18 protein-coding genes are annotated in these 25200 nt (G+C 42.8%); 17 read left to right on the top strand and 1 reads right to left on the bottom strand.

What is annotated here, in order from left to right; genetic code table 11:
* The first annotated feature begins 83 nt into the window (after window positions 1–83).
* The 8 genes from QR40_RS01050 (at window position 84) to QR40_RS01015 (ending at window position 12527) form a co-directional block, all read left to right on the top strand.
* Complete coding sequence (locus QR40_RS01050) at window positions 84–1499, top strand: ABC transporter substrate-binding protein (RefSeq protein WP_044292965.1); 1416 nt, start codon at window positions 84–86, stop codon at window positions 1497–1499.
* A 99-nt stretch (window positions 1500–1598) separates the two neighbouring features.
* The gene (locus QR40_RS01045; protein ID WP_242849082.1) at window positions 1599–2480 is read left to right on the top strand and encodes a carbohydrate ABC transporter permease; all 882 of its coding nucleotides are present in this window, start codon (window positions 1599–1601) and stop codon (window positions 2478–2480) included.
* 9 nt (window positions 2481–2489) lie between these two features.
* The gene (locus QR40_RS01040; RefSeq protein ID WP_027292411.1) at window positions 2490–3314 is read left to right on the top strand and encodes a carbohydrate ABC transporter permease; all 825 of its coding nucleotides are present in this window, start codon (window positions 2490–2492) and stop codon (window positions 3312–3314) included.
* Window positions 3315–3458: 144 nt separating this feature from the next.
* A complete protein-coding gene (locus tag QR40_RS01035) occupies window positions 3459–5477 on the top strand; it encodes an alpha-amylase family protein (protein ID WP_044292964.1) in 2019 nt (672 codons plus the stop codon).
* Window positions 5478–5618: 141 nt separating this feature from the next.
* Window positions 5619–6641 (top strand): LacI family DNA-binding transcriptional regulator, encoded by a 1023-nt coding sequence (locus tag QR40_RS01030; RefSeq protein ID WP_027293710.1) that lies wholly within the window; start codon window positions 5619–5621, stop codon window positions 6639–6641.
* A gap of 14 nt (window positions 6642–6655) precedes the next feature.
* Entirely contained in the window at window positions 6656–7900 is a 1245-nt protein-coding gene (locus tag QR40_RS01025; protein ID WP_044292963.1) for an alpha-L-fucosidase, read from the top strand.
* A 273-nt stretch (window positions 7901–8173) separates the two neighbouring features.
* The gene (gene nifJ, locus QR40_RS01020) at window positions 8174–11716 is read left to right on the top strand and encodes a pyruvate:ferredoxin (flavodoxin) oxidoreductase (protein ID WP_027293712.1); all 3543 of its coding nucleotides are present in this window, start codon (window positions 8174–8176) and stop codon (window positions 11714–11716) included.
* Between the two features lie 169 nt (window positions 11717–11885).
* The gene (locus QR40_RS01015; protein ID WP_044292961.1) at window positions 11886–12527 is read left to right on the top strand and encodes a LytR/AlgR family response regulator transcription factor; all 642 of its coding nucleotides are present in this window, start codon (window positions 11886–11888) and stop codon (window positions 12525–12527) included.
* 180 nt (window positions 12528–12707) lie between these two features.
* On the opposite strand, the gene QR40_RS01010 is transcribed toward QR40_RS01015, so the two are convergent.
* Window positions 12708–13871, bottom strand: a complete 1164-nt coding sequence (locus tag QR40_RS01010) for an iron-containing alcohol dehydrogenase (RefSeq protein ID WP_044292960.1) — start codon at window positions 13869–13871, stop codon at window positions 12708–12710.
* Between the two features lie 375 nt (window positions 13872–14246).
* Between QR40_RS01010 and QR40_RS01005 the strand changes: the two genes are divergently transcribed.
* The 9 genes from QR40_RS01005 (at window position 14247) to tpiA (ending at window position 25175) form a co-directional block, all read left to right on the top strand.
* Window positions 14247–15770, top strand: coding sequence for an FGGY-family carbohydrate kinase (locus QR40_RS01005; RefSeq protein ID WP_044292959.1), 1524 nt, complete (start codon window positions 14247–14249; stop codon window positions 15768–15770).
* A 170-nt stretch (window positions 15771–15940) separates the two neighbouring features.
* Window positions 15941–17161, top strand: coding sequence for a substrate-binding domain-containing protein (locus QR40_RS01000; protein WP_052430646.1), 1221 nt, complete (start codon window positions 15941–15943; stop codon window positions 17159–17161).
* Between the two features lie 154 nt (window positions 17162–17315).
* Window positions 17316–18809 (top strand): sugar ABC transporter ATP-binding protein, encoded by a 1494-nt coding sequence (locus QR40_RS00995; RefSeq protein WP_027293719.1) that lies wholly within the window; start codon window positions 17316–17318, stop codon window positions 18807–18809.
* 97 nt (window positions 18810–18906) lie between these two features.
* Entirely contained in the window at window positions 18907–19908 is a 1002-nt protein-coding gene (locus tag QR40_RS00990; protein WP_242849083.1) for an ABC transporter permease, read from the top strand.
* 61 nt (window positions 19909–19969) lie between these two features.
* Entirely contained in the window at window positions 19970–21511 is a 1542-nt protein-coding gene (locus QR40_RS00985; RefSeq protein WP_044292958.1) for a xylulokinase, read from the top strand.
* Window positions 21512–21525: 14 nt separating this feature from the next.
* Entirely contained in the window at window positions 21526–22605 is a 1080-nt protein-coding gene (locus tag QR40_RS00980) for an alcohol dehydrogenase catalytic domain-containing protein (RefSeq protein ID WP_044292956.1), read from the top strand.
* Window positions 22606–22621: 16 nt separating this feature from the next.
* Window positions 22622–23146 carry an ureidoglycolate lyase gene (locus QR40_RS00975; protein WP_044292954.1) on the top strand — a complete coding sequence of 175 codons (525 nt, stop codon included), beginning with the start codon at window positions 22622–22624 and terminating at the stop codon, window positions 23144–23146.
* On the top strand, window positions 23127–24164 hold the full coding sequence (locus QR40_RS00970) for an alcohol dehydrogenase catalytic domain-containing protein (RefSeq protein ID WP_027293724.1): 1038 nt from the start codon (window positions 23127–23129) through the stop codon (window positions 24162–24164). Before QR40_RS00975 ends, QR40_RS00970 begins: the two co-directional genes overlap by 20 nt.
* A 225-nt stretch (window positions 24165–24389) precedes the next feature.
* Window positions 24390–25175: a triose-phosphate isomerase gene (gene tpiA, locus QR40_RS00965; RefSeq protein WP_052430645.1), complete on the top strand. Its 786-nt coding sequence runs from the start codon at window positions 24390–24392 to the stop codon at window positions 25173–25175.
* Window positions 25176–25200 lie beyond the last annotated feature (25 nt).

Genomic DNA, 25200 nt, shown 5'->3' with positions numbered 1-25200 from the left:
ATATTATTATATAGTTACAAAAACGAAACGTTTCGCGCAAAACCATATTAACCCAGTTATGAAAAGTGAGAAGGAGAAACAAAATGAAAAAAAGATTATTGGCATGTTTGTTAACAGGAACGATGGTTTTATCACTTGCGGGTTGTGGAAACAGCCAGGGTACGGGAACAACTGAAAGCAAAGAAACCTCTGAGCAGGGAGCTGCCAGGGACACGGCAGCAGCAAACGAAACAGAAGCAAACGATACCCAAGGGAAAGAAACGGCGGCAAAAGAGGATGCAAAAAGCGGTGATGATGTTACGATCTATGTATCTTCCAGGTATGGGGCAGATGTTCCGGATGAAGAGTTTTACCGAAAAAAAGTAGAGGAATTCAATGCGCTGGATAATGGAATTACGGTTGTTATGGATAATATCCCGCCGGAAGCAGAGTATTTTGATAAAATCCGTACTTCCTTTGCAAGCGGTGATGCGCCAAATGTATTTATTGAATATGGCGGATCCAGAACACTGGATTACGTGGAATCCGATGCACTTTTGGATATGCAGCCATATTTCGAGGAAGACCCGGACTGGTATAACAGCTTTTACCCATCGATGTTTGGGGATTTGAAATATGAGGAATATCCCGGAACCTGGGGAGTGCCGTTTAAATCCTATACCGTACCCCTTTATTATAATAAAGAAATTTTTGAAGCCCAGAACCTTACACCGCCGGAGTCATTTGACGATCTGCTGGAGGTTTGTGAAAAGCTGAAAGCAGCCGGTATCAAGCCTTTCCAGGTAGGGGAGCACGATGTCTGGAGACTGGGGCATTTCCACAATAACGTGGTAATCAAAACCCTGGGTGCAGATGCGGCGGCCAAGCTTGCGGACAGAAGCCTTTCCTATGACAGCCCGGAAATGACCGGAACCTATCAGGTCATAAAAGATATGGTGGATAAGGGATACTTTGGAGACGATATCATTAATACGGATTACAATACGGAGAAATCTGTTTATGCAGACGGGGGATGTGCAATGCGCTGGGATGGTTCCTGGTATGTATCGGAGATTTACGGTTCGGAGATTTATGATAAAACAGGAGTGGTGCCATTTCCATACATCAATGAAGCGTACAAGGACAATGCCCAGGGCGGCGCATCGGACATGTGGTTTATCACGAAGATGGACAAGTCAGAGGAAGAGATCGCAGCATCGGTGGAGTTTGTAAAATATGTGACTTCAAAGGAATACTATGCACAGAACAATGAAGTGGCGGCAGTGATATATCCTGCTAAATTTGAAGCCACAGCAAATACACCGGAGAACCCGTTGCTGGATGAGGTGAATAAAATCGTTTCAGGCTATACGGCAATGCAGACAGACCTGCAGAACCCGGATCCGGATTCCCATATGATGGATACGGTAAGAAATGCCCTGCAGGGAATAGCAATGGGCAATACGCCGGAAGAATGCGGTAAGGAAATCGTGGACCGGATTGCAGAATATGCAGAATAAGAGCAGATAACCGGAAAGCGGACCGGACGGCGGTTCCGAGTGGCTGCCTGGCGCAGGAGACTGTACAGGTGGCCTTCTATTAAGAAAGGGGAAGTTATAGTGAAAAAAAAGGCAAAGGACAGATGGATCATTATCTTGTTTTTACTTCCGGCCCTGTTGATATTTCTGGGGTTAATTGTATATCCTGTCTGTAATACGGTTTTTCTTTCCTTCCACAGCTGGAAAGGGGTCCATGGTGCGGCAAAGAAGTTTATTGGATTATCGAATTATACCAAGGTGCTGGCCAGTGACAGTTTCTGGAATTCGATGCTGAATGCACTGTACTTTACGATTGGGGGCTTTGTGGTGCTGATGCCCCTGGCATTCGGTCTGGCATTGCTGATCACGTCGAAGCTGAAGGGCACAAAGATCATGAAAACGGCGTTTTTTATGCCGGTCATGCTATCCACCACAGCGGTTGCGCTAATGTGGGTGTACATATTAAATCCCGGGTACGGCGCATTGAATGAGATCCTGCGGTTCCTGGGTCTGGAATCCCTGTGCAGGGAATGGCTGACGACCCCGACTTTAAACATCTGGAGTGTAGTGCTGGTAAATGAGTGGATGTATGCCGGATACAATATGCTGATTTTTGCGGCAGGGCTAGTATCGATTCCGGATTCTCTCTATGAGGCGGCGGAAATAGACGGATGCACCGGATGGAAGAAAGTACTGCATATTTCGGTTCCGTTATCAAAGGAGTCTTTTAAGATCTTTGCGATCATGTGCATTACCGGCTGCCTCAAAGCCTTTGATCTGGTATGGGCAATGACAAAAGGGGGACCGAACCATACATCTGACACACCGGCAACCCTGCTTTATAACGAGGCGTTTACTTTTAAATTTTTTGGGAAGAGCAGTGCAATCGGTGTAATCCTTCTGGTGCTGGGCATCGTACTGAGCCTGATGGTAAACCGTTTGTTTAAACCGGAGAAGGAGTAGGTGTATCATATGAAGAGAAAAATAGGCAGAACCATTATTTATATATTTGCAGTATTCTGGGGAATGATAACGATATTTCCGCTGCTGATAACATTCCTGTCTTCGGTGAAGGATAACCAGGGCATAAACCTGGGCATGTTTAAACTGCCGGAGCAGTGGCTGTGGTCCAATTATGCGGCGGCATTTGAAAGCGCCCATATCGGAAGGGCGGTGGTGAATTCGGTGTTTCTGGGCATTGCGTCCACCATTGTGGTAACGGTCATAGGCATGCTGGCAGCGTACATCATATCCAGAAAAAGCTTCCGGTTAAAGGGAACGGTCTATGCCCTGTTTATGGTAGGGGTCATGGTACCGGTGCACTGTACGATTATTCCGGTGTCCAGTCTGGCGACGGAGGTAGGGGGGAAAAATTCATTCCTGTTTCTGACCCTGATTTATGTGGCGTTTAACCTGGCCCAGGCGATTTTCCTTTATACAGGGTACCTGAACGGGGTGGACAGGGAGCTGGATGAAGCAGCCATAATTGACGGATGTGACGACATACAACTGCTGTTCCGGGTACTGTTCCCGGTTTCCATACCGATTATATCCACAGAGGCAATCCTGGTATTTATATATGGCTATGGAGAGCTGATCTTCTCCATGCTTTTACTTTCAGATGAAAACAAATATACGGTGTCAAGAGCGATGCTGGCATTTTCAGGAGGATATCAGCAGCAGCTGGGACCGATCTTTGCATGTATTATAGTCGCAGTGCTGCCGATGATTATCCTTTATATACTGTTCCATGAAAAAGTGCAGGCCGGTATGATGGCGGGAGCCGTTAAAGGGTAGGCATGTCTGGTTTGGAACTGTAACGATGATTTAAGTGTTCAGATTAAAACAAGAATTGCCAGAATGAAATAGGTTAAAACGCATACTGCGATCTTAGAGGGTAAGCTGGTTGACAGGGAACCCTACTTAATTAGGAGGTTATATATGGAAGAATTAAGATTTCGGCAGATTCATATGGATTTTCACACCAGTGAGAAAATAATGGATGTGGGAGCCGCGTTTGATGCGGAAGAATTTGCAGATACACTGGATAAAGCAAGGGTTAATTCGGTTACCTGCTTCTCCAGATGCCATCATGGGATGTTGTATTATGATTCAGTCAGATTCCCGGAATTGGTGCATCCGGGTCTGGTCAATAAGAACTTATTAATCCAGCAGATTGATGCCTGCCATAAAAGAGGAATAAAAGTACCTGTTTACACTACGGTACAGTGGGATTATTACTCCGGTATGAAACACCCGGACTGGGTTTGCTTAAATGAGGATGGAAGTTTAAAGGATTTTTGCCAGGATGATAAGTCTGCAAAAGTATATGATGCAGGATTTTACAGAACCCTGTGTGTCAATTCACCGTACAGACAGTTTTTAAAAGACCAGATTCTGGATGTCTTTGAAGTGCTGACAGCAGAGAGGATTGACGGATTATTCCTTGATATTGTAAATCCAGTAGACTGTTCCTGCAGACATTGTGTGGAAAAAATGGAAGCAGAAGGATATCGCCCGGACAAGAAGGAAGACCGGATGCTCTTTGCCAGAAAGACCATGCAGGATTTCAAAGAAGATATTTCTGCTTATATCAGAAGTCTGAAAGAAGATGTTACAATTTTCTATAATGCCGGGCATATTAATGCGGTTTCGGTAGATGCCAGAGATGCTTATACACATTGGGAATTAGAATCCCTTCCAAGCGGACAATGGGGATACTCCCATTTTATGAATACAGCCCGTTTTGCCAGAACTACCGGTATGGACTATCTTGCACATACCGGAAAATTTCATACGGAATGGGGAGATTTTCATTCCTTTAAAAACAGGGAGGCTTTGGAATATGAGTGTTTTCGGATGCTGGCATATAATTCAAAATGTCTGATCGGGGACCAGCTGGATCCGGATGGCAAAATATCCGGCGCGGTATATGATTTGATCGGCAGTGTGTATCGGGAAGTAGAAAAGAAAGAGCCCTGGTGCCAAAAAGCGAAAGCCCTGACGGAGATTGCAGTTTTTACAAGCGAATGTCTCAAGGAGCATACCGGTCCCGGAGGTTCAGTGCCCAGGGAAGTTAACGGCGCTTGTACGATGCTGGATGAACTGGGATACCAGCTGGATATTGTAGATGACCGTTCGGAGTTTAATGGGTACAAAGTATTGATTTTACCGGATAGCATACTTTGTGATTCCAAGCTGGCCGAGAAGATAAAAAGCTTCATCGCATATGGCGGTAAGGTAATTGCCAGTTACAAGTCCGGACTTTCCGATGATGAGACGGATTTTGCGATTGATGAATTAGGTGTGCATTATTTAGGAGAGGCGCCTTATAGTCCGGATTTTATTATGCCAAATGAACAGATCGGCAAGTCTCTTCCACAAACGGAACATGTAATGTATGATAAGGGAGCGCAGGTGGAAGCAGCGGGGGCAGCGGTACTGGCGGACACTTACATTCCGTATTTTAACAGAACCTGGGAGCATTTTTGTTCTCATCGCCACACACCTTCTTCGCATAAGAAGGGATACCCTGCAATTGTTCAGACAGATTCCTGTATTTATATGATGCATCCGGTATTTACTACTTATTATAAGAAGCATCCCAAATGGTGTAAGGAAATTGTAAATGATATTTTAGAACTGGTACTCCCAAACCCTCTGCTAAAACATAACGGTCCCACCTCTTTGCTCAGCGCGGTGAATATCCAGGCAGATAAAAAACGGTATGTGCTTCACGGTCTTCACTATATACCGGTGAAAGTCTCGGAAGAACTATTTACAATAGAGGATATTATTCCATTGTATGATATTCATTATTCCGTAAATTTACCGGAAAAAATAAAATCAGTACGCCTTGTACCGGAAGGAAGTGAATTAGAATTTTCATCCATGGATGGCAGAATCGAATTTATCGTTCCTGAAATAAAAGGCCATTGTATGATAGAATTTCAGTATTAAGAACATGCGCATATGTAATTCATATTTATAGTTGTTGGTTCAGATAGACTGTGATAATATTATGGGTAAACAGTAGTCTGGATAGTCCTTTAGGGACTTTTTCAAGATAGATAAAGAAAAATTACATGTGGGTGAAGAACGATGGCAGTTACAATAAAAGATGTAGCAAAAGAAACAAATTTAGCGATTTCGACAATCTCGAAATATATGAATGGAGGAAATGTTAAACCCCAGAACCGGATGGTGATAGAAGCAGCGGTTCAAAAGCTGGGATATCAGCCGAATAATGCAGCGAGAGGCCTAAGAAGCGCTAAAACCTATACCGTCGGCATCGCGATAGATTCACTGGAAAGCCAGTTTCTGGCAAAGATTACGGCGTATATAGAAAAACTTTTGAAGGACAGGGGATATTCGCTGCTGCTTTGCTGTCACAGAGGGAATGCACAGGAGGCACAAAGGGCAGTCAAATTTCTCTCAGATAAACAGGTAGATGGGATTATTTTCAGCTATGCCATGAAAAGTGAAGTGGATTTTATGGCACCGGCCAGAGAACGGAAGATACCAGTGGTGCTGGTAGATTGTCTGTGCCAGTACACGCCCTGCGACAGCGTGATGGCAAATTCTGCGGCAGGCACCTATACAGCAGTAGAATATTTAATTGGACAGGGGCACCGGCAGATTGCAATTCTGTCAGGAACCAGTGAGAAGATACCGGAACGGTTTACGGCTAAAGACCGGATGAAAGGCTTTTTGCGTGCGATGGAAGATTATGATATCCCGGTGACAAAAGAATATATCGAAAAAGGAGATTTTACTTTTGAATCCGGATATAAATGCATGCAGAAAATCTGGAAGCTGAAGAAGAGGCCTACAGCAGTATTTGTTTCTAATTACAATATGTGTCTCGGTGCCATGACAGCGGTTCATAATCTGAGCATTGACATTCCCGGTGAATTGTCTTTTGTTACATTTGATGACATGGAATTTTCCATAATGTCACGGCCCAGTCTCACTTCAGTCAGACAGCCGATTGAAATGATTGCCCGCAAATGTGTGGAATTGGTATTGAAAAGAATGGAAGGGGATTATACGGATTTCCCTAAAAATTTAAAACTGCCGACTACTTTTAAGGAAAGGGAGTCGGTTCAAATGATCATTTCGTAAAGGAGAAGTAAAAAATGAAAGATACAAAACAGCAATGGTTTAAGGATGCAAAGTTTGGATTATTTATCCATTGGGGATTATATTCTATTTTAGCAGGGGAATACAATGGCAAGAAGACAGACCGGATTGCGGAGTGGATTATGAATCATCTGGATATACCGGTCAGTGAGTATGAAAAGCTGGCAGGACAGTTTAATCCGGTAAATTTTAATGCGGAGGAGATTGTAAAAAAGGCAAAGAGCTGGGGGATGAAATATATTGTATTTACTTCGAAACATCATGAAGGTTTTGCAATGTATGACTCCAAGTGCAGTGATTACAACGTAGTAAAGGCAACACCTTACAAAAAAGATATTCTGAGACAGTTAAAAGATGCCTGTGATAAATATGATATGAAACTGGGTCTTTATTACTCCCAGGCGCAGGACTGGCATGATCCTGACGGGTTAATGTATTTAAAGGATAATTCCCACAAAGATTATCAGCACTATCTGGATACAAAGGTTAAACCGCAGTTAACTGAAATTCTAACGGAGTACGGAGATATTGCTTTAATATGGTTTGATACACCGATGGGAACCACCCCGGAGCAGAGTAAATCCCTGGTTGACCTGGTAAAATCCCTGCAGCCGGACTGCATTGTCAGCGGCAGAATTGGAAATGAACTGGGTGAATATATGACTACGGGAGATAATTTCATACCGAGGCTGCCGTATGAAGGAGACTGGGAACTGCCGGCTACTTTAAATGATACCTGGGGATTCAACAAGGATGACCATAACTGGAAGAATCCGGATGATATTATCCGGCTTCTGCTGAAAGTAACCAGCAGGGGAGGCAATTACCTTCTGAATATCGGTCCGGATGCAACCGGACATGTACCGGACAGAAGCATCGCTATTTTGGACGAGGTGGGAAAATATGTTCAGGATAATGCGGACAGTATCTTTGGAACCAGAAGAGTAGACCTCTATGCTTATGAATTAGAGTGGGCTCAATTTACACAGAAAGATTATAAGTTATTTGTACATGTCTTAGCTCCGAGGCGCCGTATTGAATTGCTTAATGTAGGCAATAAAGTAAAAAGTGCATATTTAGTAAGCAATGGACAGGAACTGGAATACGAGTGTTCCGTTACCTGTGAGGGAGCAGGTGTGATTGAAGTAGAAGTCCCAGAAGAATTATGGGATGAAAAAAATTACTGTGTCTGCCTTGAGACAGAGGAAAAAGATCCGGTATTTGAACCGATAAGAGGATAGTATAGAGCGTGTCTTAGAATAATTGCACCTGTCTGACGCTTGTGTGAAGCGGACAGTACAGACTCAAATATTTTAAGATACGCTCTTTTGGCAGTGCATCCCGTAATTTTTTGTGTATTGTGAAAAGTACAAAAAAAATGTTAAATTAAGTACCAGGCAAATGGACAAGTATCCCGAAATGTGCTATGATTAGTTCATATGAGGAAAATCATAAATCCATATGTACAAATGAATCCTTTCGGGGATTCTAAATAATAAGGAGGAAAAACACAAATGGCTAGAAAAATGAAGACCATGGATGGTAATCATGCTGCAGCTCATGCTTCGTATGCGTTTACAGACGTAGCAGCAATCTATCCGATCACACCATCATCTGTTATGGCTGAAGCAACTGATGAATGGGCAACCCAGGGAAGAAAAAATATCTTCGGACAGGAAGTTCAGGTAACTGAAATGCAGTCTGAGGCAGGTGCTGCCGGTACCGTTCACGGATCCCTTGCAGCAGGTGCTTTAACAACTACTTATACAGCATCTCAGGGACTTTTACTTATGATCCCTAACTTATACAAAATTGCAGGCGAGCAGTTACCAGGTGTATTCAATGTTTCCGCACGTGCTCTTGCAAGCCATGCATTATCTATATTCGGTGACCATTCTGACGTTTATGCATGTCGTCAGACAGGATGCGCTATGCTTTGTGAATCCAGCGTACAGGAAGTAATGGACTTAACAGCTGTTGCTCACCTCGCTTCCATCAAAGGACGTATTCCATTTATCAACTTCTTCGACGGATTCCGTACATCTCATGAAATCCAGAAGATCGAAACATGGGATTATGAAGATTTAAAAGATATGGTAGATATGGATGCAGTTGATGCTTTCCGTAAACATGCTTTAAATCCAAATCATCCATGCCACAGAGGTTCTGCACAGAATCCTGATATCTTCTTCCAGGCTAGAGAAGCTTGTAACGAAAGCTACGATGCTTTACCGGCTATCGTTCAGGACTACATGGACAAAGTAAATGAAAAAATCGGTACAGATTATAAATTATTCAACTACTACGGAGCAGCAGATGCTACACACGTAATCATCGCTATGGGTTCTGTATGTGACACAATCGAAGAAACAATTGACTACTTAACAGCAGCAGGCGAAAAAGTCGGTGTTGTAAAAGTTCGTCTTTACAGACCATTCAGCGCAGAAGCTTTGATTAATGCTATTCCGGAAACTGTAAAACAGATCTCCGTATTAGACAGAACAAAAGAACCAGGCGCACTTGGCGAACCATTATACTTAGATGTAGTTGCAGCATTAAAAGAAACGAAATTTGATGCAGTTCCGGTATACTCAGGACGTTACGGATTAGGTTCTAAAGATACAACACCTACTCAGATCGTTGCTGTATACAAAAATGCAGAAAAGAAGAAATTCACAATCGGTATCGTGGATGATGTAACAAATCTGTCTCTTGAATTAGGAACACCGCTTGTTACTACACCAGAAGGAACAATCAACTGTAAATTCTGGGGACTTGGTGCTGACGGTACTGTTGGTGCTAATAAGAACTCCATTAAGATTATCGGTGATAACACAGATATGTACGCTCAGGCTTACTTTGATTATGATTCAAAGAAATCCGGCGGTGTTACCATGTCCCATTTACGTTTTGGTAAGAGCCCGATCAAATCTACTTACTTAATCCGTCAGGCTAACTTTGTTGCTTGTCACAACCCATCTTATGTTAATAAATATAACATGGTTCAGGAATTAGTAGACGGCGGCAAATTCTTATTAAACTGCCCATGGGATATGGAAGGTCTTGAGAAACATTTACCAGGACAGGTTAAGAGCTTTATCGCTAACCACGGTATTAAATTATATGTAATCGACGGTATCAAGATTGGTAAAGAAATCGGACTTGGCGGACGTATCAATACTGTTCTTCAGTCAGCATTCTTCAAACTTGCAAACATCATTCCGGAAGAACAGGCTATTGACCTGATGAAAGCAGCTGCAAAAGCTACTTACGGAAGAAAAGGCGATAAGATTGTACAGATGAACTATGATGCAATTGATGCCGGTGCGAAACAGGTTGTTGAAATCACAGTACCGGACAGCTGGAAAGATTCTGCTGACGAAGGACTTGCAATGTCTCACGCTGAAGGCGGAAGAAAAGACGTTGTTGATTTCGTTAACAATATCCAGAGCAAAGTAAATGCACAGGAAGGTAACTCCTTACCAGTATCTGCATTCAAAGAATATGTAGACGGATCTACACCATCCGGCTCTTCTGCATATGAAAAACGTGGTATCGCAGTAGATATCCCTGTTTGGAAACCAGAAAACTGTATCCAGTGTAACAGATGTGCTTATGTATGTCCTCATGCAGTTATCCGTCCGGTTCCTATGACAGATGAAGAAGTTGCTGCAGCACCGGAAGGAATGACAACCATTCCAATGACAGGTATGCCAAATTATAAATTTGCAATAACCGTTTCTGCTTATGACTGTACAGGATGTGGATCTTGTGCGAACGTATGTCCAGGTAAGAAGGGTGAAAAAGCACTTGTTCTTGAAAATATGGAAGCAAATGCTGGCTGCCAGAAATACTTTGACTACGCTGTAGAATTACCTGCAAAAGCAGATGTTGTTGAAAAATTCAAAGAAAATACCGTAAAGGGAAGCCAGTTCAAACAGCCATTACTTGAGTTCTCAGGAGCTTGTGCAGGTTGTGGTGAAACACCTTACGCTAAATTAATCACTCAGTTATTTGGTGACAGAATGTACATTGCAAATGCTACAGGATGTTCTTCTATCTGGGGTAACTCTTCACCATCCACACCTTATACTGTAAATGCAAAAGGACAGGGACCAGCATGGTGTAACTCCTTATTTGAAGATAATGCAGAATTTGGTTATGGTATGTTATTAGCTCAGAAAGCCCTGAGAAACGGCTTAAAAGCAAAAGTTGAAGAAATCATTGCAAATACAGAAGACTCTGATGTAAAAGCTGCTTGCCAGGATTGGATCGATACCTTTAATTCAGGCGCTACAAATGGTTCTGCAACTGACAGAATGGTAGCTGCTTTAGAAGGCAAAGACTGCGATACATGCAAAGAAGTTGTAAATAACAAAGACTTCTTAGCTAAGAAATCCCAGTGGATCTTCGGTGGTGACGGATGGGCTTATGACATCGGTTTCGGCGGTGTTGACCATGTATTAGCAAGCGGACAGGATATCAACATCATGGTATTCGATACAGAAGTTTACTCTAATACAGGCGGACAGTCTTCCAAATCTACACCTACAGGAGCTGTAGCACAGTTCGCTGCCGGTGGTAAAGAAGCGAAGAAAAAAGACCTTGCAAGTATCGCTATGAGCTATGGTTATGTATATGTAGCACAGATCGCTATGGGTGCTGATTACAATCAGACTGTAAAAGCGATTGCGGAAGCAGAAGCTTATCCAGGACCATCCTTAATTATCGCTTATGCTCCATGTATCAACCACGGAATCAAGATCGGTATGAGCAAAGCTCAGACAGAAGAAGATAACGCAGTAAAAGCTGGTTACTGGCATTGCTTCCGCTTCAACCCAACATTGGCTGAAGAAGGAAAAGCTGCATTCAGCTTAGACAGCAAAGCTCCAACAGGAGATTACCAGGCATTCTTAGACGGAGAAGTTCGTTACAATTCACTGAAACGTTCTAATCCTGAAAAAGCTGCTGTACTCTTCGCTAAATCTGAAGAATACGCAAAAGAAAGATATGCTTACCTGCAGAAATTAATTACTCTGTATGGTGGAGAACAATAAGATAGAAATATTTTAAAGAAAATAAAGACCGGATGGCGATTGGCTATCCGGTCTTTTCTTAAGGGTGTGTGGGAAAAGGTATGAGGGAAGAAGGGAAGTTATGAGTTTGATGATAAAATAGTATGGAGCGATTTATTTATATGCTATACTATTTATGGGAGATGATTTTATGATATATATTGCAGTTTGTGATGTAGATAACAAGATATGTTCGTTTATGGAACATATTATTCGAAAGTATGCCCGGGAAAATGCTATTAATGTGGAAATAGACATTTTTTATAGTGGTGAAGCTCTGTGCAAGTCTTTAGAAAATTCTAATTATTATGATCTGATCTGTTTAGATATTCAATTACAGAAAATGAGTGGGATAGATGTGGGACTCTATTTGAGAGAGAAGCTGGGAAATGATGCAACACATCTCATTTATATTTCCGAGAGTACCAATCACGCTATGAAATTATTTCAGATAAGGCCGCTAAATTTTTTGATTAAGCCTGTTTATGATTCAGCCATGTGGAAAAATCTGCATAAGGCTGTACAATTAATTGAAAAACAAAACCTTTGCTATCAATATAAAAATGGCAGGACTTATCATAGAATATTATATAGTAGTATTCTTTATTTTAAAAGTGAAGGTAAAAAAGTATATATTATTTTAGATGATCATAGCAAAGAATTCTATGGGAAAATTGATCTGATTATGTCTGAGGTTCCTCTGCAAAAATTTATAAGAATCCACAAATCGTATATTATTAATTTAAATTATATAAAAGAATATTGTTTTGAATCTGTGAAAATGGACTCCTAATTTTGCATAATGCATTCTGGCATAAGAAAATCAGAATTGCCAATTGATACAAAATATCCAAACATGAGAAAGAACCCTATTCTCTTGATATACAGTGCTATATAGCATAATTTACTTTATCTACAATCTGAAACCGGCTGCTGCAGCCGGTTTTTTATATGAAGAAATAATAATTCTGGATCAGGGAGCACTGTCATAATAAGCGTCCATATAAACCTTCTGCACATCTACCAGCGCAGCCTCTTTCGGATTTTCAGGCATTCCTGTATCCTCCAGAGCATGTAAAGACAAAGTCACCACATCAGAAGGCCGAAATGATGTTGTGTTCAATTTAGGAATTCCGATCCGTTGTGATAGTTCGCGGATGTGGCAGATAGCTGCGGCTGCCCCCTGATCTGCCGTCATCCGGGAAGTGTCAATACCAAGTGCCTGACCAATCCGGGAATACCGTTCTTTACATACAGATGTATTGTATTTCATAACATAGGGCAGCAGGATAGCATTTGCAACACCATGAGGGGTATTATAAAAACCGCCCAGCTGGTGAGCCATAGCGTGTACCATTCCAAGACCCGAATTAGAAAATGCAAGACCAGCCATATATTCTGCCCAGCACATGTCAGTGCGGGCTTCTATATTTCTGCCTTCAAATACGGCCTTTTCCAGGGACATACCAATTAAATGAATTGCTTCAAGTGCGATTCCATCGGTAAAAGGAAAATGAGATTTGGCAGTATAAGCCTCAATGGCATGTGTCAGAGCATCCATTCCGGTAGATGCCGTCAAAAAGGCAGGCATATCCAGCATCAGCATGGGATCATTAATTGCCAGATAAGAGAGGCAGTTGGCATCAACCATCAGCATTTTTACTTTATTAATTTCATCCGTAACCACATAAGCCCGGGTTACTTCTGAGCCGGTCCCTGCAGTTGTATTAATGGCAATAAGCGGAATACCGGGGTTTTTTGATTTATTCAATCCGTTATAAGCGGCAATATCCCCGCCATTATTAGCAAGTATACTGACAGCCTTGGAAACATCCAGGGAAGAGCCGCCTCCAATCCCGATCATGTAGTCACAGTGTTCCCGGTCAAAAAGTGATTTAGCCTCATTTACGATAGATACGGTCGGATTCGGTTTAACTCCGTCATAAATCGTATAGTCTTTACCGGCACTATCCAGCACATCAGTGACCTTCTTTACAGTTCCAATATCTACAAGCGGCTTATCAGTGACAATAAATGCCTTCTTACCTGATATAAGATCAATGTGCCGCGGTATTTCACAAATACAGCCCTTACCAATCAACGTATGTGCCGGTTGGTACAATTCTCGATAATTCATTTAAACACCCTCCTATACATTTAATAGCATCTCATGAACAAATGATAGTGCAATAAAAACATATGTTATTAAAACTAAAATAGCATAAATTAAATGGAAAGTCAATGAGGCAAGGTTACAAAATGCCAGTAATAGGGTAATAGCAAATCTTTATCGACAAATTACCCAGGGAGAGCTGCTTTAATGATATAAAGCTATAAAATGTTTACTGAATTTTAAGTGTAAAAATTATGAAAATCGACAAAATGCCCTGATATTATAAAAATAATTGCAATTTATATTGACAATGCACAAAACTTATAGTATTATCCATGTATACAAATGATAATCATATAGTTACATATGTTCCTATAATATGTTTGAAAGGACAAGGGAATGAAATCGTATTTTATTGGAATTGATACGGGGACTCAGGGAGTACGGGTTGGAATTGTTGATGAAGATGGTGAAATGCTGATCAGCCATGAAAAAAAGTGGGAAACTTCTTATCCTAAAGTCGGCTGGGCAGAACAAAATCCTATGGATTGGTGGGAGAGCATTCTGGAGGTGCTAAAACAGTGCTCCCGTGAAATGACGGATGAGCAGAAGAAATCCGTGAAGGCGTGCTGTGTCTGTGCTACATCTTCTACGGTACTGGCTATCGATGAACAGGGAAAGCCTCTTATGGATGCCATGATGTGGATGGATGCCAGATCCCGGGAGGAAATGAATGAGATCAATGAAACGCATGATCCGGTTCTGGATTACTGTGGGAAGGAGACATCCTTTGAATGGATGATTCCAAAAGCATTATGGATCAAAAAACACCGCAGGGATATTTACGATAAGTGTTTCCGGCTGGTAGAACAACTGGACTGGATTAATTACATGTTATGCGGAAAGCTATCCAGTTCCATCTGCAATACGACATGCAAATGGAATTACATAGAATCAAAAGGCGGTTACCAGAAAGAATACTTTGAACGGATAGGTTTTGAAGATTATAAGGAAAAAATCGTCACACAGGTAGATAAAATCGGTGAGGTTGTGGGGAAAATAAGACCCGGACTGGCAGAGCGTTTTGGATTTAATCCTGATTTAGTGGTGGTACAGGGAGGAATTGATGCCCATATGGCGATGTTTGGACTGGATGTTATTAAGCCTCATAAACTGGGTGTTGTTATGGGAACCAGTTTTGTACATCTGTGTATGTCCAAAGAGAAGCCGGATCTAAAAGGCATCTGGGGGCCTTATGACAGTGCACTGGTAGACGGACTCTGGCTGCTTGAAGGAGGTCAGATATCGGCTGCCGGACTGGTAAACTGGTTTCGGAAAAATTTTCATATCGGAGAAGAAGACGGTAATCCTTATGCCAGACTGCTTCGGGCGGCAGAGGAAGTCGATCCCGGATCTGACGGGTTAACGGTTCTGGATTTTTTCCAGGGAAACCGAACACCGTATAAGGATGCAATGGCCAAAGGTGTGATCTATGGACTGAATGTCAAACATACCTGGAAACATATTTACCATGCTGTGTTGGAATCCGTATCATTTGGTACATACAACATTATACGGAATTATGAAACCCAGGGATATGAAATAAATTCGCTGACTGTCTGCGGGGGAGTTACCAAAGACCGTGGATGGATTCAGATGATATCGGATGTAACCGGTAAAAAGATTATTATCAATCGGAACAGCCAGGCAGGGGTATTGGGGTGCTGTGTGGCAGCTGCATCAAAAGGAAGACATTATCATAGTTTTCAGGATGCAGCAGATAAGATGGTAGTGCCCGAAATAGTGATCAAACCCGATATGGAAAAGCACAAATTGTATCAGGAACCATTCCGGAGATATCTGAAGCTTTACCGGAGTTTGAAGGATTTGATGCATGATACCCAGGAGATTAGCCTTATTTAGCATGGTGCTAAATAAATCTAATATATGGCAGACTGCTTCCGGGAGCCTGTTGCAGATTCAGCGATCCGCCACAATAAGCGGAATGCATAATCTTGCAGAAACAGAAAACTTTTCTGACACGCACCAGAATAGCAGCAGCCGCAAATATTCATATTCTAAGGAGGAATAAAATGAGAAGGTACAAAAAGATGTTGGGGATTTTATTAACAGTGGCAATGTCCGTTTCCATGCTGTCGGCATGTGGAGGCACAACGAAGAGTTCTGATGCGGACACCGCGGCAAAAACAGAGGCTCAGGCAGAGACAAAAGCTGCAGAGACAAAGGCAGCAGAAACAAAAGAACCAGTAACGGAATCAGCAAAAGAAACAGCATCAGAGGCAGTCACGGAAGCAGAGAAAAAAGCGGATGCTTCCGGTAAAAGTTTTAAAGTCGGCTATGTAAATAAGACCTTAAATAACCCATATTTTGTAGCTCTGGATGCAGCCCTCAAAGAAGAAGTCGAATCAAGGGGATGGTCTTATGCCAGCCTGGATGCTTCCGAAGATATTTCCAAGGAAATGGAAAATATGGAAACGTTCGTTTCCCAGAATTATGATTGTATTATTATGAACTGTGTAGATTCCGAGGCCTGTCTTCCGGCGATTGCAAATGCAACAGCAGCAGGTATTCCGGTAATCAATGTAGATAATGCCTGCGATACATCGGCTGATAATATTACGACCGTTTGTTCCGATAACCTGAGAAACGGAAGAGCAGTAGGACTCTATGTTGGTGAGCAGTTCGGGAAAGACCCGATTGTATCCGTACTCCTATCCGGTGTAAAAGGTGCGGTGGTATCTCAGGAAAGACGTACCGGTCTTATGTGCGGAATTATTGAACAGAGAACAGGCTGTACGGAAGATGAAGCCTGGGCTGCAGCAAAAACAATGGAACAGGAGCTGATGGACAAAGGTAAAGCAGAAAATGCGGATGCAGATTTCAAGATCAACGGCCAGGGCTGGGGTAACTGGACTGCAGATGAAGGTCTTCCGGCAATGGAGGATTTACTGGTAGCAAATAAGGATATCAACCTGGTATTAGGCGAGAATGACAATATGTTATTAGGCGCTATGACTGCTATTGAAAATGCAGGCTTAACCGATAAGATTAAACTCGCGGCAGCAGCAGACGGACAGAAGGAAGCAATCAAACTAATCGCAGATAATACGGGTTATATTGCTACTGGGGATAATAATCCAAAGACGGTTGCGGCTATGGCTATGCAGGTTGCAGACGATGTTTTACTGAATGGTAAGACAGCAGACGATTATGAGGATATCACACGGACACCGCCTCTTTGTTATACCATTGAAAATGCAAAAGACTACTATGATGAAAATGCGGCATTTTAACAACGTAATGTAAGGCAGGTGTAATACACCGCCGCGGAAATAAAGGAATCAAAAATGGGGGTGTTGTGTCAGTTTATCAGAAGAAAGATAACGATGCGGCATCCCCAAAAAAGAAAAGCAGCAGAAACACAGAAAATGATGAGGAGTGTAGGCGATGGGTAGTGAATATCGGGTTGAGATGGAGCATATTGACAAAAAGTTTGGCGGCGTCTATGCACTGAAGGATGTTTCTTTGCGGGTAAAGCCAGGAGAAGTTCATGCTTTAATCGGAGAAAACGGTGCAGGAAAATCTACTTTGATGAAAATCTTATCCGGGGCGGTTTTACGGGATGGAGGGACTATTCGGATTGACGGGCAGGAGGTAAAGATCACCTCTCCAAGAGAAGGGAAAGACCTGGGGATTGCAACGATATATCAGGAGTTTATGCTGGCGCCTCATTTAACGGTTGCTGAAAATATATTTATTGACCGGTTAAATCAGGGCGGAGCGGCTATTCGGTGGAAAAAATTAAATAAAGATGCTTCCGAAATATTAAAGAAGCTGGGATTTGGAGAAATTGACCCGAAACAAAAGGTTGCGGAATTGTCGGTGGCATATCAGCAGGTTGTGGAAATCTGCAAGAATCTCAGCCGGGATGCAAAGATTCTGGTGCTGGACGAACCAACTGCAGTGCTGACATTTACAGAAATTGAAAAACTCTTTTCACTGGTGAACCTTTTGAAAAAAGACGGAGTCAGCATCATCTACATATCCCACCGGTTGGAAGAAATATTCCAGTTATGCGACACAATAACGGTATTTAAAGACGGGAAGTTTGTAAAAGAGCTTTCTACCGGAGATATCGATAAGCATGGGCTGATCAATCTCATGGTCGGTCGGGAAATGTCTACCCTGTATCCGGAGAGAAAAGTGAAGCTGGGAGAGGTGGTTCTGGATGTGAAAAACCTGAACTGCGGAAATATGGTACAGAATGTGTCTTTTTCTGTTCGGGCAGGTGAAGTGCTGGGATTCAGCGGACTGGTGGGGGCAGGAAGGACGGAGACTATGCGTGCCGTATTTGGAATAGACCGTAAAGAAAGCGGTGAAATTACGCTGGCGGGGGAAAAGGTGTCGTTTAAGGCGCCTAAGCATGCAGTGGAACGCGGGCTGGGATTCCTGCCCGAAGACAGAAAGCAGCAGGGGGTACTGCTAAATCAATCCATACGTATTAACACGACCCTTGCTTCCCTGAAACAGGTAAAATACGCCATGGACGTTATCAACGGAAAAAAAGAAAAACAGACAGTAGAAAATATCCTGGGGCAATTGTCTACGAAATATGCATCCATGGAGGATGATGTATCCAGTCTGTCCGGAGGCAACCAGCAAAAAGTGGCTCTTGCAAAATGGCTGGCGGCTGACTGTAAATGTATGATACTGGATGAGCCTACCCGTGGAGTGGATGTCGGGGCAAAGGTAGAAATATATAAAGTAATTAATGATCTGGCGGGACGGGGAGTTGCAATCGTCATGATCTCTTCGGAGATGACGGAAATCATCGGAATGTGCGACCGGGTTATCATTATGAGGCAGGGCAGAGTTACCGGCGAAGTTGCCAGAGAAGAATTATTTGAAAATGTGCTGATAAAATACGCAATGGGGGTTTAAGTGTAAGCCGGCTTGAGGTTTTCATGGGTTTAGGTTTGAAAGAAAAATATGAAATCGAAAGGAAGCCACATTTTGATTCTTTCAAATTGATTTAGTTGTGGCAGTACAGCAGGCATGCCTGCTGTATGCAATGGGTGAAAAAATGAATACAAAAAATAAAGCTGCAAAATTATTTGTCAAACATAATACTTATTTTATGCTATTGCTGTTAGTGGTTATCTGTATCTGCATATCGCCGGATTTCTTTACCTTACAGAATATCATTAATATCCTGCGCCAGTATTCAGGTACCACCGTTGTCTGTATGGGGATGTTGTTTGTAATTCTGACTGGGGGAATTGATTTATCTGTTGGATCTATTCTGGCACTTGGAAGCGTAATGGTGGCATTTGCACTGACAACCCACAGTCTGGGTATGGGAGCTGCAATTCTCCTACCGGTTCTGGTTGGGTGTGTATTAGGTGCAGCTACCGGATTTCTGGTATCTTATGCCAAGATGGCAGCCTTTGTGGCTTCATTGGCAATGATGACCATTGCAAGAGGTCTGGCATTTGTTATATCCAATGGGCAGCCGGTGCAGACACCAAAGGATACCATTGGTAAATTGGGTGTAGCGATGATCGGGGGCGTGATTCCATGGCTGGCAGTCATTGCGGTAGTTGTTATTTTGATATTTGCGTTTATTCATAAGTATACTGCTTTTGGACGTATCATAGTTGCCATAGGAAGTAATGAAACGGCCGTAAAATTAGCGGGAATCCGTGTAAACCGGTATAAAATGTCTGTGTATGCCATCTCTGGAATCTGTGCTGCTATTGGTGGCATTATCGCATCTTCCAGAACGGCTATCGGAACACCGATTATAGGACAGGGATTGGAACTGGATGCTATTGCAGCCTGCGTGATTGGGGGCGCAAGCCTGTCGGGCGGAGAAGGGTCCTGTATTAAGACCGTTGTAGGTGTACTGGTGCTGGCACTGATCAGCAATATCATGAATCTGCTCGCAGTTCCTTCTTATCCCCAGGATATCATAAAAGGCATTATTATTATCATTTCTGTGCTATTACAGGGTCTTACTTCTAAAAATAAAACAGTCTAGAGTGTTTTAAAATAGCTTTCTAATAGCTGTACGTCATGGTTTGACAGAGAGGAGCATTGCAATGAAAGATATTTTACTGATGGCAGTGGATTTGGGCACAAGTTTTATAAAAGTTGGAGTTTATGATACGGACAGTACGTGTATTACCCTGGAGACAGAACCGGTAAAAGATTATAGACCGGGTCCCGGCGTATTTATACAAAAGGGAGAAGAATTATTAGCCTCCGTAATCACCTGTATGAAAAAAGTATGTGCTGCACTGGAGGGAAGGGCAGAATGTATTGAAGCCATTGCCTTTACCGGACAGATGTCAGGGTTCATGGGAGTGGATGAAAACTGGAATGATATCACCACCTGGTCCTGTTCTCTGGACAGCCGGTATATGCCTTATGCAGAAAAACAAATGGAAAAACTAAGAGATCCATTTTTATGTATTGGGGGAACGAACTTTCCCCAAATGGCACCAAAATATGAGTGGTTCAAAATGGAATATCCGGAACAGAGCAAAAAGATTGCAAAATATCTGATGATCAGTGGGTACGTGATTGGAAAATTAGGTGATATATCCGTGGAAGATGCGGTAATAGACAGATCCTTTACCCAGTGGACCGGACTTGCTGATGTACAAAATGACAGATGGTCACAGGAAATCTGCAGGGAGATTGGACTGGATGAGAAATATCTGCCTAGAATTGTGAATTCTAACCACATCTGTGCACGGCTAAATAAGGAAATGGCAGCAGCGACGGGATTAAAACAAGGGGTTGTTCTGGTATCCGGTGCAGGAGATAAGCCTGCGGGCTGTCTGGGGGCTGGAATTGTAAACTATGGAGATATGATATTTGAAGCTTCGTCCTATGGAGAAGTGAGCTGCTGTGTCAGTGAATATCGTCCGGATATGGATGAAAGGCGTCTGGATGTCATTCCATCAGCGGTACCGGGAGAGTTTTATGCCACTCATTTTGCAGCAGGTTCCGGGATTACTTTAGACTGGTTTATGAATACTTTCGTAAAACAGGCAGGCATCAGTACGAAAGAAATGTTTGCAGATATGGAACATAAAATGAGCAGCATTGCGCCGGGATGCAATGGTCTGATGGGAATCGGGCTGCTGGGCGGCAGCTCTATGCCGCTTGATGGTTCACTGCGGGGTATGTGGATGGGATTCGACTGGAGCCATTCCAAAGAGCATTTTTATAAAGCGCTGTTAGAAAGTTTTACCTATGATTTTACCCTGTGCATGCAGCGAATGGAAGAACTGTATCCGGAATATGAGCTTGATCATGTCCGAATCATTGGAGGGGGCGCCAAATCGCCGGTATGGACGCAGATGTGTGCCGATGTCCAGGGAAAGCGATATGAGGTCCTGAACCGGGAGGATGCTGCCATGTGGGGAGCTGCAATTCTGGCTGGAAATGCCATAGGTGTTTTTCCGGATTTAAAAGAGACCGCATTAAAGCATGTGAAAGTAGAACGGGAATTCCTACCGGATTTAACAAAAAGAGAAGCGTATATGCCTTACTTGCATTTATATAAGGATTACATGGTGGAGCTTCATGATTTCTATGAGCGGATAGGACAATTATCCAATAATATGGTATAGAAGGAGAAGGAAATATGGCGAAGACAGTAAAAACAATGAAAGCACTGGTTGTTTACGGAAAAAATGATTATCGGCTGGAGTCAGATTATCCGGTACCGGAATTAAAAAAGGGTGAGGTACTGATTAAAGTGGAGGCTTGCGGTGTGTGCGCAAGTGATATTAAAAACTGGCATGGAGCAGAAGGTTATTGGGGAGATGGTAAATCAGAGCCCTGGGTAAAAACACCGTTTATTCCCGGGCATGAATTTGTGGGAGAAGTAGTCGAGGTGGCTGAAGATTACCAGGGATGTGCAAAGGCAGGTGACCGGATAACCGGTGAACAGATTGTACCCTGCGGGGAGTGCATGTTCTGCAGGACCGGGCACTATTGGATGTGTGACCAGGCAGATATCTTTGGATTCCGTGCCCATGTCAATGGTGCCATGGCGGAATATATGATATTGCCTGAAAAGACAAGGATTTATCAGATTCCTAAGGATCTGGAATTAGAAAAAGCCATCTTAATTGAACCGTACAGCTGTGCAAAGCACGCAGTGGACCGTGCGGATATTTCCAATACCGATGTAGTTGTAATTTCCGGAGTGGGAACATTGGGGCTGGCAATGGTTAATTATGCGAGATTGAGAAGGCCTAAAAAGCTCATTGCAATTGATATGAAGGAAGACAGGCTTGCGATTGCCAAAAGTTTTGGTGCGGATATCTGCCTCAATCCGTCAGAGTGTGACGTAGTAAAAGAGATTCAGAGCATGACAAATGGTTATGGCTGTGATATTTATATAGAAGCAACGGGACATCCTTCCAGTGTGCAGCAGGGTTTAGATGCCATACGGAAATTGGGGAGATTTATTGAGTTCAGCGTATTCGGACAAAAAGTAAGTGTGGATTGGTCTGTAATCGGTGATGGAAAGGAACTGGATATTCTGGGAGCACATTTAGGACCTTACTGTTTTGATGTGGTAACGGAATGGATTGCTGATAATACCATTTATACGGATGGTGTAGTGACTCATACATTTTCCCTGGATCAGTGGCAGCAGGCTTTTGAACAGAATGCCAAAGGAGATGGATCTCTTAAGGTTGTTATAAAACCATGATAATGGAGGAATGAAAATGATTACAGTACAGGCAGAGCAGTTAAGCAAAGAGAGTTTTGATATATTTGGCCAGTTCCATCCTATGTGCGCAGAGGAAGGCGCATGTTTTGGAGATCAGAATTTTACGTTTTACCGCGACAGTATCCGCATGGTACCGCCGGTATCAGCACTTGCATTTTCAACCCTCCAGGTAGAGAGGTCAGCCCGGTTCCTGGTTCCGGCACTGGAATACCATGATCACACGGCTGAAATCATGATGCCTATGGATGATGATACCGTATTGTGCCTTGCGCCTGCAGGAAATACCGGGAGACCGGAAACCGGAGACATACGTGCATTTTTTATACCCTGTGGTACCATGATCCATTTGAATCCCGGTACCTGGCATTACATGCCCCAACCGTTAAACAAGGAAGAAGTTCATGTCCTGATCGTACTTCCGGAACGCACCTACTGGAATGACCTGACAGCGGTAAACTTTGAAGGGGATAGCTTATTAACCGTCAAAACAGGAGGAGACTATGAAAGCATTTGTTTATAATGGGGATAAAAATTTTCGTATCGAAGACAGGGAAAAACCGTCTGCATCAAAAGATACGGCAGTGATTAAAATAGAAGCTGCATCTATCTGTGGAACGGACGTGAGAACTTATGCCAATGGAAACCCAAAGATCACTCCAGGCAGGATTATCGGGCACGAGTGCTGCGGAAGAATTGTAGAGATCGGCAGAGAAGTGCCGGGATTTGCACTTGGGGACCGGGTTCAGATCGCGCCTGCGATTGGATGCGGTGTGTGCAGGCCCTGCCAAAAAGGGCATACGAATATGTGTGACCATTTAAGGACAATCGGTTTTGAATTTGATGGAGTTTTTGCAGAATATATGGAGATACCTGCCGATGCCTTTCACCAGGGGAATGTCAATAAGGTGAACGAGCATGTGACGGCAAATGAAGCGGCGCTTGCAGAACCAATGGCATGTGCTTACAATGCACAGCAAATATGCAATATCAAAGAGGGGGATACCGTTGCTGTATTTGGTTCCGGTTTCATCGGCTGTTCCCATGCAGAACTTGCATTTGCAGCGGGGGCATCTAAGGTCATGATGATGGAAGTATCGGATTTTCGCATCCGTCAGGCACGGGAATTAATCCCGGATATTATTGTCATCAATTCTAAGACGGAAAACTGTTATGACAGAATTATGGAAGAAACAGACGGCAATGGGGCGGATGTGGTAATTACGGCATGTTCAGTTGGACAGGTACATACGGACGCACTGAAGATAGCAGCAAAGCATGGCCGGATCAGCCTGTTTGGAGGAATACCGGGAGACGGAAAGGGATTTTTAGACTCCAACGATATTCATTATAAAGAACTGGGGGTCTTTGGTGTTCATGCTTCCACCAGCAGGCAGAACAGGGAGATATTAGAAAAAATAGCCAGGAGACAGCTGCAGCCGGAAAAATATATTACGAAAGAATACCCATTAGAAGAAATCCTGGAAGCTTTTGAACATTTGAAGGCGGGCCGGATTCTAAAAGCAATTATCCACCCATAAAGATTTCAATGGAAAGTATTGCTTAAAGGAACATTTGTAAACCGTTAAATGATAAATAGCAAAGAATAAAACAGTTAATTCAGTATAAGACAACGCATATAAATTGTGTCAGGATAAGACAACGCATATAAATTGTTGACTTTAAATATGCGTTGTGTTATTATAATTTTAAAGTAACATAATTTACTATAGCATGAACAAATGTAAATAGAAAGCTGTGGATAGATGATAGATAAGGAAGAATTAGAAAGAATTATCCGTGATACCATCCAAAGATATCAGAAAAAAAAGCCCATAATTGCAGTAAACTGGAAGATGAATATGACAATAGCGGAGGGAAGGAAATTTTTAGAGGATCTAAAATATATTCCGGATGTACCACTTGTCATTTTCCCGCCCTTCACAACATTAGCAGCATTAGCAGAGGAGTTTTCCGGGCGTCATATTCTCATGGGAGCGCAGAATTTCCACGATCAGCCGAGAGGTGCCTTTACCGGAGAGATTTCTATTCCCATGCTTCGTGAGCTGGGGTGTACGTATCTGATGGCAGGTCATTCCGAACGGCGGATATACAATTATGAGTCGGATGAGGAAATTAATCGAAAAGTGTTTTCCGCTGCACAGGCATCTATGGAAATCATGCTTTGCATTGGGGAAAGTATGAAGGAACGCCAGGAGGGCATGTGGAAAGAGACGCTTCGCAGCCAGCTTCAAAAAGATCTGGCAAGACTGCCCTGTGAGGCGGTTTCAAAATTACATATCGCATATGAACCTGTCTGGGCGATCGGAACAGGTGCAAGTGCATCGATAGAAGAGATTCATGAAACACATGTATATTTAAAAGGAATTATCCGGGAGATCTTAGGTGCGGAAGTGCCAGTACTTTATGGAGGCAGTGTAAATGAAAAGAACGCGGCAGCCATTGGCAGTATTCCTTCCGTAGATGGATTTTTAATTGGAAGTGCAGGGATTCATGCCGGGAAATTAAACCACATTCAGGAGAGTGTCTGAAAGTTCAATGTGCCGTAAGATAATA

This window comes from Robinsoniella peoriensis, assembly GCF_000797495.1.
Lineage (GTDB): Bacteria > Bacillota > Clostridia > Lachnospirales > Lachnospiraceae > Robinsoniella > Robinsoniella peoriensis.
The sequence above is the reverse complement of the archived record's forward strand: the minus strand, read 5'-3'. Positions and strand labels throughout refer to the sequence as shown.